Below are 12,776 nucleotides of genomic sequence, written 5' to 3'. Positions count from 1 at the left end.
AGATAGCCCCTCAGAGTCCCGACACACGCTGGATGGCCTGCTCGAACAGCGCACTGAGCGCAGGTCCGGCCACCGCCCAGATCAGCACCACGAGGCCTGCCGTCATCAGTGTCACCAGCACCCAGCCAGGCACGTCTCCGGATTCGTCGTCGAGGAGATTCTTGGCGGGAGCATGAGAGAGGCAGGTCGCGAAGCGCGCCCTGTGAGGTCGAGGAGTGTTCATGTCGTCCTTTCTTGATCGCTCAGCCGATGCCGAGACGCAGAATGAAGAGGCCCGGATAGATGGCGAAGAGAACGGAGAGCGGAAGGATCAGGAACACGAGCGGGAGGAGCATCAGGATCTCCTTGCGTCCGGCCTGTTCGATGAGGACACGCTTGGCATCCTCGCGTGCGTCGCCGGCCTGCGCGTGCAGGACGGCCGAGAGCGGGGCACCGTGCTCGAGAGCGGCGATCACCTGGTCGATGGCGCGTGAGAGCCCTGGAAGCTGCAGCCGCACGGCCATCTCGGTGAGGGCGTCGGCGAGCGGCGAACCTGTGCCCACGGCGAGAACCACACGGCGGAACTCGCCGGTGAGCTCTCCGGATCCGACCGCGGCCACCCGGCGCAGGGAGTCGAGGAACCCCTCCCCTGCCGACAGACACAGTGCGAGGAACTCGAGGGTCGTCGGCAGTTCGTCGGTCAGTCGAGCTCGACGAGACGAGACTCGCGCCGTGAGCTGCATGTCGTACCCGAATCCCCCGGCGGCTCCCAGAATGCCGGGCAGCAGCGCGATCGGCGGACTCATGCGGCCCGCGAGGGCGAGGCCGATGACGGCGATCGCACCGGTCACGACGCCTGCCAGCACCCAGCCGAGCTGACGCCCGCGGAAGGCGCCCTGTTCCAGGGGGAGCCCGGCCTGCTCGATCCTGCGACGCAGAGTTTCTCCACCGCCGAGAAGGCGCTCGAAGATCGCCCGCGATCGCAGCCACACCGTCCGGTCGCCCGCCGAGAGCACTCCGACTCGCGGGAGTGCGCCGTCAGGCAGGTCGTCATCAGAGACCACGTCTCGCACGTACGAGGCGATCCGCTGTGAGAGGGGCGATGCTGACCAGTGCGGCATGGCGGCGAGGAGGCAGAGCACGCCCGACCCGAGCGCGACGCCGCCGAGAATCGCGATCGCGACCGCGGAGACCGGTTTCACCCGAACCACCTCCCCGGCTCGGGCAGACGACCGATGTGGATCATGATGCGGTACGCGGTCACCGACACGGCAGCACCGAGGAAGATCACCAGCATCCCCTCCGCGGTGCCGTAGGCGGCAGCACCCTCGGGGCGCAGCACGAGCAGACAGAGGATCACCCAGGGCGCCACGGCGCCGAGCACGGCCGCGCCGCGGATCCATGACTGCCGGGCCTCGACCTCGCCGCGCAGCACAGCGTCTGCGCGAACCGACGACGACAGCGCGCGCAGCACGCCGGTGAGCTCGGTTCCCCCGACCTGTCTTGCCATGCGCAGCGTCTCGATGATCCGGTCGGCGATGGGATCGGCCAGCGCGGACTTCAGTCGATCGAGGCTCGTCTCGAATCGACCGGTGGCGCGCAGATCCCTGGCGAACACGATGAAGGCGGGCCGGATCATCGACGGCGACGACTCGGCCAGGCTCGCGACGGCATCAGGCAGCGACAGCCCCACGCGGATGGAGGCGATCAGGAGATCGCAGACGTCGGGCCAGAGTTGTCGCCGCTGTTTGCGCAGCCGCATCCGCCGCGATCGTGCGAACACGATCGGTGCCACCGCTGCAGCCGCGCCTGCCAACCCGGCCAGGAGGGGAATCGCCGTGAGAAGCCAGACGAGGGACGCTGCGGCGAGCGCGACCGTCGCCATCACCGACAGAAGTGTGCGCGGGCTGACGGCGGCGAGACCACCCTCTTCGAGCAACCGAGAGAGATGGCCGCGGCGTCTGACCTTCTCTTCCTCCGGACGTGGAGGCCACAGCCATGGCGACGTGCACAACAGCACGCCGGCGGCGAGCATCGCTCCGAGCAGCACCGTCATGGGGTGCCTCCGACCCTCATCAGCTTGCCGCGTCGCCATGCCGTCCCGGCAGCGACGGCGGGCCCGCCACGGGTGTAAACCTCTCTCGCGACGATCCGACCGTCGATCACCTCGCCGGTGGGCGCGATGACCTCCTCCACCCGTCGGACCCCGTCGTCGCCGCGTACGCAGTGCACGACCAGATCGACGGCTCCCGCGAGTGCAGGCACGATGAACGATCGGTCGATGTTCCGTCCGGCGAGGAGCGGCAGCAGTGTGAGCTTGTCGAGCGCCTCGGCGGCGGAGTTCGCGTGCACGGTCGCTGCTCCTGGCACACCGGTGTTCAGTGCGAGGACGAGGTCGAGCGCCTCCGCGTCCCTGACCTCGCCCACCACCAGGCGGTCGGGCCGCATCCTCAGCGCCTCTTTCACAAGTCTGCGCAGCGTGATCTCGCCCGTTCCCTCGAGGCTCGCCTGACGGCCCTGCAAGGAGACGACATCGGGCCCCTGCACGGCGAGCTCGAATGTCTCCTCGACGGTGATGATCCGCTGATGGTCGGAGCACGAGGCGAGCAGCGCACCGAGGAACGTGGTCTTGCCCGCATGGGTGGCGCCCGACACGATGACACTCTTGCCCGCACGCATCGCCTCGCGCAGCAGGTCGCCGAGCTCTGCGGTCAGAGCCTCGTTCTCGACCAGCGCGTCGAGGGTGCGAAAGCGCGGCAGGAACTTGCGGATGTTGACCGACCACGATCCGCGGACGACATCTGCGATCGCGACATGCAGACGGGATCCGTCGGGAAGAGACGCATCCACGAACGGCTGGCTGATGTCGACGCGGCGCCCGGTCGACTGCAGCATCCGTTCGACGAGCTCGCGCAGGGCCGCGTCGGTGAGACGCAGCTCGATGCGTTCGGCGATTCCGCCGCGGGCGATGTGGATGCTCTCGGGACCGTTGAGCCAGATCTCCTCGATCTCCGGGTCGTCGAGAAAGGGCTGCAGCGCTCCGAACCCGCTCACCGAGGCGAGCACGTCGCGCACGCACGCGGCTTCGTCGTCGATCATCGCCGCGCCCCGTGCGAGCGCCAGATCGTTGAACCTGCGGACCTCCGCCAGCGCGATGGCGCGCGCCGCCGCGGGATCGGATGTCGGATCCGTGCCCTCAGAGCGGAGTCGCTGCCGCACGCGCTCGGCGACGAGGACGGGAGGCGGGATCACCCGAGCATCCTCGCAAGGATCGAGCGCCGCCCGTCGGAGTTATCCACAGCGACAGCGCTCGGGCTGCGGGCGGATCCCCAGCATCGACGGATCCCCCGATCAGTAGACTTATCTCACCGCGCGGGAGTGGTGGAATTGGCAGACACGCAGGATTTAGGTTCCTGTGCCCTAGGGCGTGTGGGTTCAAGTCCCACCTTCCGCACCGATCTGTCGTGTTCCCCGCGACAGGTGTCTGTACCGCCGCACACATCACTACGACGGGAAATCCATGCATCACGCCGCTCTCATCCCTTGGCTCGACCCCGCCACCATCATCGGATCGGCCGGGCCGTGGGCGCTTCTCGTGGTGTGCTTCATCGTCTTCGCCGAGACGGGCCTGCTGGTCGGGTTCCTGCTTCCGGGCGACACGCTGCTCGTGATCTCGGGCCTGCTGTCGCACCCGCTCGCGGGTTCGGAGCACGGAGTCTTCGGCATCAACGTGTGGATCGTCGCACTGCTCATCGGCCTGTCGGCGTTCGTCGGCGGTGAGGTCGGCTATCTGATCGGCCACAAGGGCGGACCGGCAGTCTTCGAACGCAAGGAATCAGGGCTCTTCAGCAAGAAGAACGTCGAGCGGACGAACGCCTTCTTCGAGCGCTTCGGCGGCATCACGGTCATCCTCGCCCGTTTCGTGCCGATCGTGCGCACCTTCGCCCCGGTCGCGGCCGGTGTGGGCCACATGCCGTGGCGCCGCTACACGCTGTACAACCTGATCGGCGCCATCCTCTGGGGCTTCGGTCTGACGATGTTCGGCTACGCCATCGGGTTCATCCCGCCGGTCGCGCACTTCGTCGAGAGCTACATCGACCTGATCCTCCTCGCTGCCGTCGGTGGCACCGCGCTGATCACCGTCTGGCACTACTTCTCGGAGCGCCACAAGGCCAAGAAGGAGGCTGCGGCCGGCGAGGGTGAGACCGACGCCGCCGAGGCCGAAGAGCTCGCGCTCGACCCCGAGGTCTTCGACCGCGCTCCCGACTTCGACGGCGACGGCAAGCACTGATCCCGAACGACTGAGAGAGGCGGGCTGAGGACTCAGCCCGCCTTCTTCTTGGTCGGGCTCTTCTTGGTGCTTTCCTTCTTATCTGACGACTCCGAGCGCGCGGCCTTCGTGCGAGCGACGCTGGCGCGCAGCGCCTCCATCAGGTCGATGACCTCGCCGCTCTTCGAGTCGTCCTCGGCCTCGCCGAAGGTCTCCGAGACGTCGAACGTGTCGCCCGCCTCGATCTTCGCGTCGATCAGAGCGCGCAGCTCCTTCTGATACTCGTCGACGAACGACTCGGGGTCGAAGTCGGCCGAGTAGCTGTCGACGAGTGAAGCCGAGAGCTCGAGTTCCTTCTTAGAGATCCGCACATCCTCATCCAGAGCCGGGAACGCCGCCTCGCGCACCTCATCGGCCCACAGCAGCGTCTGCAGCACCAGCACCTTGCCCCGCACGCGGAGCGCAGCGAGGCGGGTCTTCTGACGGAGCGTGAACCGCACGATCGCGGTGCGGTCGGTCTGCTCGAGCGTCCTGCGCAGAAGCACGTAGGCCTTGGGCGACTTCGAGTCGGGCTCGAGGTAATACGGCTTGTCGAGGGTGAGCAGGTCGACCTGGTCGGAGGGCACGAACTCGACGACGTCGATCTCTCGGCTCTTCTCGGCCGGGAGCGCCGCCAGGTCTTCCTTGGTGAGAACCACCGTCTGCCCCTCGTCGACGTAGGCGCGATCGATGTCGGCGTAGGCCACGGTCTCGCCGCACACCTCGCACGTGCGCTGATACCGGATGCGTCCGCCGTCCTTCTCGTGCACCTGATGCAGCGGCACGTCGTGGTCTTCAGTCGCGGAATACACCTTGACCGGCACGTTCACGAGGCCGAAGGTCAGCGCGCCCTTCCAGATCGTTCTCATGCCCCCAGTGAACACCAGCCGCCCCGGTGGGGGCCAGTACCTTGACTACGCTGGCGCTATGGCTCCGGAGGCGCAGAACGTGCAGATCGACGGTCGTCGACTGCGCATCACGAACCTCGACAAGGTCGTCTACCCCGAGACCGGCACCACGAAGGGCGAGATCATCGCCTACTACACGGCGATCGCGCCCCACATCCTGCCGCTGCTCGACGGACGCCCGGTCACCCGCAAGCGCTGGGTCGAGGGAGTCGGAACCGCCGATGCTCCCGCCGACGCGTTCTTCACGAAGCAGCTCGAACCCGGCGCTCCGAGCTGGATACCCCGACAGGAGATCCAGCACTCCGACGGCCCCAAGGCCTACCCCCTCGTCGAGGACGTGCCGACCCTGGTCTGGCTCGCTCAGGTCGCGGCGATCGAGCTCCATGTTCCTCAGTGGCGCTTCGACACGGATGGCCTGCCCGGCACACCCGATCGTCTCGTGCTCGACCTCGACCCTGGCCCCGGAGTCGGGCTCGCGCAGTGCGCCGAGGTCGCCCGCATCGCCCGCGCCCTGCTGACTGACATCGGTCTCGTGCCGGTGCCCGTCACGAGCGGCAGCAAGGGCATCCACCTGTACGCGGCGCTGCCGGGTCAGCAGACCAGCGACGAGATCTCGTCGGTCGTCAAGGAGATCGCCCGGCTCATCGAGACCGAGCATCCGGATCTCGCCACGAGCACCATGGCCAAGGCCGCACGCGGGGGCAAGGTCTTCCTCGACTGGAGCCAGAACAACGGCAAGAAGACCACGATCTCGCCGTACTCCCTGCGAGGACGAGCGCAGCCGTGGGTGGCAGCGCCTCGCACCTGGGAGGAGCTCGACGATCCCGATCTGGCGCAGCTCGACTTCGCGAGCGTGCTCGAGCGGGCGGAATCGGGGCTGGATCCACTCGCACCTCTTCGCACCGAGCATCCCCCCGAGCGCCCGCGCCGGGTCGAGGCGAAGTCAGAGCAGGTGCCCGCAGATACGACAGCCACACGACCGGCTTTCCCGCGTCACCGACCGCGAATAACCGGGGCAGCGAGCGCGTCCGCACCAGGGTCCCCTGCATCCGTCTCCCCCATGCTCGCCGAGAACGGCACACCGGCCATCGCGCGCGGCCTCAGCTCGCCCTCGTGGGTCGAGGTCAAATGGGACGGCATCCGCGCGATCGGCACCTGGGCCGACGGCCGGATGCTGCTGCACGCCCGCAGCGGCACAGACATCACAGCCCGGTACCCCGAGCTGACGGCCGACGGCGCGCCCTTCCTGCCGGTGGCCGACGCGATCATCGACGGCGAGATCGTGGCGTTCGACGCGCACGGCAGGCCGAGCTTCTCGATGCTGCAGAACCGCATGCACCTGACTCGACCGCGCGAGATCGAGCGCGAGGTCGTGCGCACCCCGATCGTCTACATGGTCTTCGATCTGCTGCACCTCGACGGCCACGACCTCAGCTCGATGCCGCTCTCGCAGCGACGCACCCTGCTCGAGGACGTCATCTCCGACCTCGACGCGCCCGTGCAGGTGCCGCCCGTGTTCGACGACCTCGATGCGGCTCTCGCTGCGAGCGACGAGTTCGGCCTCGAAGGTGTCGTCGTCAAGGATCCGGCGTCCCGCTATCGTCCTGGTCAGCGCTCGCCTTCGTGGCTCAAGCTCAAGCACACGCGGATGCAGGAGGTCGTGATCGTCGGCATCCGTCCGGGCAAGGGCGACCGCGAGGGGACGTTCGGCTCACTGCTGCTCGCGGTACCCGACGAAGGTCGGCTGAGGTACGTCGGTCGCGTGGGCACGGGCTTCACCGACCGGATGCTGCGCGACCTGCTCGCTCGCCTCGCGACACTGCGCGTCGAGTCGGCGCCGCTCGACGGCGTCCCGGCTCTCGATGCCTCGGACGCTCTGTGGGTCGAGCCGGAGCTCGTGGGCGAAGTCGAGTTCGCGAACTGGACGCCCGACGGAGTGCTCCGGCATTCGCGTTGGCGAGGGCTGCGCCCCGACAAGACACCCGCAGAGGTCGTCGTCGAGGCCTGACGCCTCAGGCGTGATGCGGCTCGCAATCCGACTGCTCGGCCGGCTCGATCTGGAAGGTCGAATGCGCGACATCGAAGTGGTGCGCCAGGCACGACTGCAGATCACTGAGCAGCTTCGTCGAGCGTCCGTCGGCCAGCAGCGCGGGGTCCACGCTGACATGTGCGCTGAACACGGGCGCCCCGCGCGTGAGCTGCCAGACATGCACGTCGTGCACTCCGATCACGCCGTCGTAGTCGAGCAGATGCTGGCGGATCTCGCTGACCGCGGTGCCCTTCGGGGCCGATTCGGAGAGCACCGAGAACACCTCGCGAAGAAGCGAGATCGCCCGGGGGATGATCAGCACCGCGATCATCAGTGAGGCGATCGCATCCGCGGGCATCCATCCGGTGGTCACGATCACGATCGCGGCGATGATCACCATCGCCGACCCGATCAGGTCGCCCATCACCTCGAGGTAGGCTCCGCGGACATTGATGCTGGTGCGCTGTGCTCGGCTGAGCAGCCACATCGAGATCGCGTTCGCGACGAGGCCCACGACCGCGACGACCAGCATCAGCCCGCCCACGACCTCGGTCTCGCCCGGGTTCAGCAGCCGTCCCACCGCTTCGAATGCGACCCAGCCTGCAAGCAGGATCAGGATGATCGCGTTGATCAGCGCTCCGAACACCTCGGCTCGCTGATATCCGAAAGTGCGTCGGTCATCCGCCGGACGCGCGGCGACGGCGGCGGCGATGAGCGCGATCACGAGAGCCGACGCATCCGTGAACATGTGGGCGGCGTCGGCCAGCAGCGCGAGCGAACCGGTGAAGATCGCACCCACGACCTGCACGACCATGATGGTCGCGGTCAGGGTCAGCGAGATCGCCAGCAGGCGGCGATGGCTGGCCGAGCGGATGCCGCCGGCGGCGGGCGCATGATCGTGCATGTCTCCAGGCTAGACCGGCTCTCACGCGCGTCGGCGGGGATCCACCCAGTCGGGAATGGTGATGATTCTCAGTAGTCGATTCGTCAGCGGGACCGGGAGTACTCGAGCACGACGCAGCCGTTGTCGAACGAGCGCACCTGATCGAGTGCGAACCGCGTCGGGGAGAACGGGTGGCGCGCCATCGGGATGCCGGTGCCGGCGATCACCGGGTACTTCTTGACGATCAGCCGGTCGATCTCATCGAGGAGGACCCCCGCGAGCGACGCACCGCCCGCGAGATAGATGCCGAGCCCGTCCTCCGCCTTGAGCTGCCGAACCCGCGCGACGGGATCGGTGCTCACGACCTCGACATTGGCTTCGCCCGGATCGTCGAGCGAGCGGCTGAACACGACCGTGCGCAGGTGCGCATAGGGATCGGTGATGCCGACCTCCTGCGCGGGCTCGTAGGTGCGTCGTCCCATGACGACCGTGTCGAACCGGGTCAGCGGTTCGTCTTCGCCTCCGCCGGCCGCGCGGACGTGAGCCGGCTGGATGTCGGCGAACTCCGTGCCCAGGACTTCGGCGAAGGCAGGGGTCACCGGGTAGAAATCGACCTCATCGTCGGGGCCTGCGATGAACCCGTCGAGGGTCACTCCGATGTAGTAGGTGAGATCTCTCATGCCGACCACCATAACCACTACGCGTGAAGTACGTCAAGCGTAGTGGTTACGTTCGGCTCAGAGATCAGCGAGCAGAGGCAGCAGCTCGACGAAAGCGCGGGCGCGGTGCGACTGCGCCTGCTTCTCCTCCGCGCTGAGATCCCCGACCGTGCGCTCGGCCCCCGCGGCCTGGCCGTCGGGGATGAAGATCGGGTCGTATCCGAAGCCGCCCCCGCCCGATGCCTCGGTCGCGAGACGACCAGGCCAGTTGCCCACGACCACGTGCTCGCGCCCATCCGGCGTGACGAGTGCGATCGTCGAGTTGAAGTGAGCGACGCGATGCGGGTCGGCGATGTCATGCAGCTGGTCGAGTAGCAGTTCGAGGTTGGCCGCGGCGTCCTTCTTCTGCCCCGCCCAATAGGCCGAGAACACCCCGGGCGATCCACCGAGCACATCGACGCAGATGCCCGAGTCGTCCGCGAGGGCCGCGAGACCCGTGTGCCGCGCAGCGGCGCGCGCCTTGATGAGCGCGTTCTCGGCGAACGTGACGCCGTCCTCGACCGGCTCCGGACCGTCATACGCGATGATCTCGAGATCAGGGCGCGCAGACGCCACGATCTGCTGGAACTCCGCGACCTTGTGCGGATTGTGAGTGGCCAGGACGACCCTCATCAGCCCGCGAGAGCCTTCAGCTGGTGGTCCTTCAGGTCGGCGCAGCCCGCGACGCCCAGATCGAGCAGGGCGTCGAGCTCGCGCTTGTCGAACGGCGCCCCCTCTGCCGTGCCTTGCACCTCGACGAAGAGCCCACGACCGGTGACGACGATGTTCATGTCGGTCTCGGCGCGGACGTCCTCGACGTATGCGAGATCGAGCATGGGCTCGCCGTCGATGATGCCGACCGAGATCGCCGCCACTGAATCGAGCAGCGGCGTCGCGTTCTTGCCGATGAACTTCTTCTCCCGGCCCCACTCGATCGCGTCTGCCAGCGCGACGTATGCTCCGGTGATCGCGGCCGTGCGCGTCCCTCCGTCAGCCTGCAGCACGTCGCAGTCGATGACGATCGTGTTCTCGCCGAGAGCCTTGGTGTCGACAACGGCGCGAAGCGCGCGACCGATCAGTCGGGAGATCTCGTGCGTGCGTCCGCCGATGCGGCCCTTGACGCTCTCACGGTCGTTGCGGCTGTTCGTCGCGCGAGGAAGCATCGAGTACTCGGCCGTGACCCACCCCTTGCCCTTGCCGGTGAGCCAGCGAGGAACGCCGTTCGTGAACGACGCCGTGCACAGCACCTTGGTTCCGCCGAAGCTGATCAGGGCCGATCCCTCGGCGTGGCTGCTCCATCCGCGCTCGATCGTGATCTCGCGGAGCTGGTCGGTGGAACGGCCGTCGGCGCGGACGATGCTGGTCATGGGTTTCCTTCGGGTGGAGGTGGATGAAGCGGGTGCTGCGGGAGAGCTACGACCCGGAGGCCGTCGCGGGGAGGGTGATGACGCCGGTCTGCACGAGCTGGACGTCGCGCACCTCCCGGCCCATCAGACGGTTGGCGAGGGCGGTGAACTCGGTCGTCGAGTCGCCGGTCGCCTCGTAGACGTACGACGCCGTGGCGTCGGGAGAGGCGAGAAGGTCGCCCCGCACGAGCTGACGGTACACATCACCGGCGGTCTCGTCGTCACTGGACACGAGCGTGACCCCCTCCCCCATCACGTAGCTGATCGCACCGCGGAGGAACGGGTAGTGCGTGCACCCGAGCACCAGCGTGTCGACGTCGGCATCCCGAAGCGGTGCGAGGTACTCCTCGGCGGTCGCGAGCACCTCCGGCGTTCCGGTGATGCCCCCTTCGACGAACTCCACGAAACGAGGGCACGCGGCGGTGAACACCTCGAGGCGCTCGTTCACCTCGAGCATGTCCTGGTAGGCACGCGACCCGATCGTGCCGACAGTGCCGATGACACCGACGCGGCCGTTGCGCGTCGTCGAGACGGCTCGGCGCACCGCCGGACCGATCACCTCGACGACAGGGATGTCATACCGCTCCCTGGCATCGCGGAGCATGGCTGAGGACGCGGTGTTGCACGCGATCACGAGCATCTTGACGCCCTGCTCGACCAGTGTGTCGAGGACTTCGAGGCCGTACCGCCGCACGTCCGCGATGGGCTTCGGACCGTACGGGGAGTGTGCCGTGTCGCCGATGTAGACGAACGATTCCCGGGGCAGCTGGGCTCGGATGGCACGTGCCACCGTGAGTCCGCCGACACCGGAGTCGAAGATTCCGATCGGGGCGTCGTTCATGACTACCCAGCCTACCTGCGCGCGAGCGCGTCATGCTCAGCAACCCGTGCGGGTGTCGTCACTAAGCTGAGCGGATGACGACGTCCACGGCGCTTCTGACCGATCGTTACGAACTCACCATGCTCGCCGCCGCGCTTCGCGACGGCACGGCATCACGACCCAGTGTGTTCGAACTGTTCTCCCGGCGATTGTCCGGAGGCCGCCGCTTCGGCGTCGTGGCCGGCACCGGCCGCCTGCTCACGCTGCTGCGCGAGTTCCGCTTCGGAGACGACGAGCTGCGCTTCCTGCGCGACAACGACGTCGTGGATGCCGAGTCGCTCACCTATCTCGAGAACTACCGCTTCACCGGCTCGATCCGGGGCTACCGCGAGGGCGAGCTGTACTTCCCCGGGTCTCCGATCCTGACGGTCGAGGGCAGCTTCGCCGACGCCGTCGTGCTCGAGACGCTGGCTCTCAGCGTCCTCAACCACGATTCGGCCGTCGCCACTGCAGCATCACGCATGAGCATCGCCGCCGGCGAGCGACCACTCGCCGAGATGGGATCACGCCGCGCGGCAGAGCAGTCGGCGGTCGCGGCGGCCCGCGCCGCATACATCGCCGGCTTCCGCGCGACGAGCAACCTCGAGGCCGGACGTCGCTGGGGAATCCCGACGATGGGCACCGCCGCGCACTCGTGGACCCTGCTGCACGAGACCGAGGAAGAGGCCTTCCGCTCGCAGATCGACAGCCTCGGCACCGATACGACCCTGCTCGTCGACACCTACGACATCCGCACGGGCGTCGAGACGGCCATCCGCGTGGCCGGCACCGGCCTCGGCGGTGTGCGGATCGACTCGGGCGACCTGCCGATCGTCGCCGCAGAGGTGCGGGCACAGCTCGACGAGCTCGGTGCGACGGGCACGCGCATCACGGTCACGAGCGATCTCGACGAGTATGCGATCGCCGCGCTGGCGGCGTCACCGGTCGACGCGTACGGTGTGGGCACCTCAGTGGTCACGGGCTCCGGATACCCCACGGCGAGCATGGTCTACAAGCTCGTGGCTCGCCAGGATCCGAGCGGAGCGTGGATCGGAGTGGCCAAGGCCTCGACCGACAAGGCATCCCACGGCGGGCGCAAGGCCGCATTCCGCACTCTCGTCGACGGCGTCGCCGAGGCTGAGACGGTCGTCGTCTCAGCCGGCTTCGAAGAGCTCGACACCCCGGCGGAGCATGCGGACGGGCGGGCGCTGCAGACGACCTTCGTCGAGGGCGGAGAGATCGACACGGCGTTCGAAGGTGCCGAAGGCACCGCTTCCGCTCGGGCACATCACCTTCGGGTGCGGGAGGAGCTTCCTGTGCGGGCGCTCGCGCTCAGCAAGTCCGACCCGGCGATCCCCACCGTCTTCGTCGACGCGAGCTGACTGCCGGCGAGTCGGCGCAGACTCAGCCGACCATCGTCTCGTAGATCTCCTTGCACGTGGGGCAGATCGGGAACTTCTCGGGGTCGCGACCCGGCGTCCACTTCTTGCCGCACAGTGCGCGCACCGGCTTGCCGGTGATCGCCGATTCGAGGATCTTGTCCTTCTTGACGTAGTGCGAGAAGCGCTCGTGATCGCCCGGCTCGAGGTTCTCCTCGCGGAGGAGTTCTTCCAGTTCGCGATCAAGCGTTGCCACGCCGCCCTGATCGGGGCTGTCCAGCGGAGTACTCATGCCGAGAGTCTAGCCGCGCACGCGCCCCGTGGGG

14 protein-coding genes and 1 tRNA gene are annotated in these 12,776 nt (G+C 67.8%); 4 read left to right on the top strand and 11 right to left on the bottom strand.

The window, feature by feature from the left end:
• Window positions 1-10: 10 nt before the first annotated feature.
• The 4 genes from OB895_RS17965 to OB895_RS17950 are packed head-to-tail and all read right to left on the bottom strand — an operon-like array spanning window position 11 to window position 3,231.
• Window positions 11-223 carry a hypothetical protein gene (locus tag OB895_RS17965; protein WP_056373351.1) on the bottom strand — a complete coding sequence of 71 codons (213 nt, stop codon included), beginning with the start codon at window positions 221-223 and terminating at the stop codon, window positions 11-13.
• A gap of 19 nt (window positions 224-242) precedes the next feature.
• Entirely contained in the window at window positions 243-1,181 is a 939-nt protein-coding gene (locus OB895_RS17960) for a type II secretion system F family protein (protein WP_311878537.1), read from the bottom strand.
• Window positions 1,178-2,035 (bottom strand): type II secretion system F family protein, encoded by an 858-nt coding sequence (locus tag OB895_RS17955; RefSeq protein WP_056373355.1) that lies wholly within the window; start codon window positions 2,033-2,035, stop codon window positions 1,178-1,180. Before OB895_RS17955 ends, OB895_RS17960 begins: the two co-directional genes overlap by 4 nt.
• Window positions 2,032-3,231, bottom strand: coding sequence for a TadA family conjugal transfer-associated ATPase (locus OB895_RS17950; protein ID WP_311878536.1), 1,200 nt, complete (start codon window positions 3,229-3,231; stop codon window positions 2,032-2,034). Before OB895_RS17950 ends, OB895_RS17955 begins: the two co-directional genes overlap by 4 nt.
• A gap of 120 nt (window positions 3,232-3,351) precedes the next feature.
• Here OB895_RS17950 and OB895_RS17945 point away from each other — a divergent pair.
• Together OB895_RS17945 and OB895_RS17940 are read left to right on the top strand one after the other, a co-directional pair.
• Window positions 3,352-3,433 (top strand) — tRNA-Leu (locus OB895_RS17945).
• A gap of 66 nt (window positions 3,434-3,499) precedes the next feature.
• Window positions 3,500-4,270 carry a DedA family protein gene (locus tag OB895_RS17940; RefSeq protein ID WP_042536508.1) on the top strand — a complete coding sequence of 257 codons (771 nt, stop codon included), beginning with the start codon at window positions 3,500-3,502 and terminating at the stop codon, window positions 4,268-4,270.
• A gap of 32 nt (window positions 4,271-4,302) precedes the next feature.
• Here OB895_RS17940 and ku read toward each other — a convergent pair whose 3' ends face one another.
• Window positions 4,303-5,157, bottom strand: coding sequence for a non-homologous end joining protein Ku (gene ku, locus OB895_RS17935; protein WP_311878534.1), 855 nt, complete (start codon window positions 5,155-5,157; stop codon window positions 4,303-4,305).
• Window positions 5,158-5,215: 58 nt separating this feature from the next.
• On the opposite strand from ku, the gene ligD reads away from it, so the two are divergent.
• A complete protein-coding gene (ligD, locus tag OB895_RS17930) occupies window positions 5,216-7,204 on the top strand; it encodes a non-homologous end-joining DNA ligase (protein ID WP_311878532.1) in 1,989 nt (662 codons plus the stop codon).
• Between the two features lie 4 nt (window positions 7,205-7,208).
• On the opposite strand, the gene OB895_RS17925 is transcribed toward ligD, so the two are convergent.
• The 5 genes from OB895_RS17925 to murI form a co-directional block, all read right to left on the bottom strand.
• The gene (locus OB895_RS17925; RefSeq protein ID WP_311878530.1) at window positions 7,209-8,129 is read right to left on the bottom strand and encodes a cation diffusion facilitator family transporter; all 921 of its coding nucleotides are present in this window, start codon (window positions 8,127-8,129) and stop codon (window positions 7,209-7,211) included.
• A gap of 83 nt (window positions 8,130-8,212) precedes the next feature.
• Entirely contained in the window at window positions 8,213-8,788 is a 576-nt protein-coding gene (locus OB895_RS17920; protein ID WP_056376261.1) for a dihydrofolate reductase family protein, read from the bottom strand.
• 57 nt (window positions 8,789-8,845) lie between these two features.
• On the bottom strand, window positions 8,846-9,439 hold the full coding sequence (gene rdgB / locus OB895_RS17915) for an RdgB/HAM1 family non-canonical purine NTP pyrophosphatase (RefSeq protein WP_042536504.1): 594 nt from the start codon (window positions 9,437-9,439) through the stop codon (window positions 8,846-8,848).
• Entirely contained in the window at window positions 9,439-10,173 is a 735-nt protein-coding gene (rph, locus tag OB895_RS17910; protein WP_042536503.1) for a ribonuclease PH, read from the bottom strand. The genes rdgB and rph overlap by 1 nt, the downstream gene beginning before the upstream one ends.
• A 46-nt stretch (window positions 10,174-10,219) precedes the next feature.
• Window positions 10,220-11,053, bottom strand: coding sequence for a glutamate racemase (murI, locus tag OB895_RS17905; RefSeq protein WP_042536502.1), 834 nt, complete (start codon window positions 11,051-11,053; stop codon window positions 10,220-10,222).
• A gap of 74 nt (window positions 11,054-11,127) precedes the next feature.
• Between murI and OB895_RS17900 the strand changes: the two genes are divergently transcribed.
• Window positions 11,128-12,453 carry a nicotinate phosphoribosyltransferase gene (locus tag OB895_RS17900; RefSeq protein WP_311878526.1) on the top strand — a complete coding sequence of 442 codons (1,326 nt, stop codon included), beginning with the start codon at window positions 11,128-11,130 and terminating at the stop codon, window positions 12,451-12,453.
• Window positions 12,454-12,475: 22 nt separating this feature from the next.
• Here the strand turns inward: OB895_RS17900 and OB895_RS17895 are convergent, their stop codons facing one another.
• The gene (locus OB895_RS17895; RefSeq protein WP_042536500.1) at window positions 12,476-12,742 is read right to left on the bottom strand and encodes a DUF3039 domain-containing protein; all 267 of its coding nucleotides are present in this window, start codon (window positions 12,740-12,742) and stop codon (window positions 12,476-12,478) included.
• Window positions 12,743-12,776: the final 34 nt, after the last annotated feature.

Origin of the sequence: Microbacterium forte (genome assembly GCF_031885415.1) — a bacterium.
GTDB lineage: Bacteria > Actinomycetota > Actinomycetes > Actinomycetales > Microbacteriaceae > Microbacterium > Microbacterium forte.
The sequence above is the reverse complement of the archived record's forward strand: the minus strand, read 5'-3'. Positions and strand labels throughout refer to the sequence as shown.

Excerpts from the sequence above, each read along its gene's own strand:
- rph (WP_042536503.1), bottom strand. The coding sequence starts at position 10,173 with ATGACCAGCATCGTCCGCGCCGACGGCCGTTCCACCGACCAGCTCCGC.
- OB895_RS17965 (WP_056373351.1), bottom strand. The coding sequence starts at position 223 with ATGAACACTCCTCGACCTCACAGGGCGCGCTTCGCGACCTGCCTCTCT.
- OB895_RS17955 (WP_056373355.1), bottom strand. The coding sequence starts at position 2,035 with ATGACGGTGCTGCTCGGAGCGATGCTCGCCGCCGGCGTGCTGTTGTGC.
- murI (WP_042536502.1), bottom strand. The coding sequence starts at position 11,053 with ATGAACGACGCCCCGATCGGAATCTTCGACTCCGGTGTCGGCGGACTC.
- OB895_RS17920 (WP_056376261.1), bottom strand. The coding sequence starts at position 8,788 with ATGAGAGATCTCACCTACTACATCGGAGTGACCCTCGACGGGTTCATC.
- OB895_RS17900 (WP_311878526.1), top strand. The coding sequence starts at position 11,128 with ATGACGACGTCCACGGCGCTTCTGACCGATCGTTACGAACTCACCATG.
- OB895_RS17925 (WP_311878530.1), bottom strand. The coding sequence starts at position 8,129 with ATGCACGATCATGCGCCCGCCGCCGGCGGCATCCGCTCGGCCAGCCAT.
- ku (WP_311878534.1), bottom strand. The coding sequence starts at position 5,157 with ATGAGAACGATCTGGAAGGGCGCGCTGACCTTCGGCCTCGTGAACGTG.
- ligD (WP_311878532.1), top strand. The coding sequence starts at position 5,216 with ATGGCTCCGGAGGCGCAGAACGTGCAGATCGACGGTCGTCGACTGCGC.
- OB895_RS17895 (WP_042536500.1), bottom strand. The coding sequence starts at position 12,742 with ATGAGTACTCCGCTGGACAGCCCCGATCAGGGCGGCGTGGCAACGCTT.
- rdgB (WP_042536504.1), bottom strand. The coding sequence starts at position 9,439 with ATGAGGGTCGTCCTGGCCACTCACAATCCGCACAAGGTCGCGGAGTTC.
- OB895_RS17940 (WP_042536508.1), top strand. The coding sequence starts at position 3,500 with ATGCATCACGCCGCTCTCATCCCTTGGCTCGACCCCGCCACCATCATC.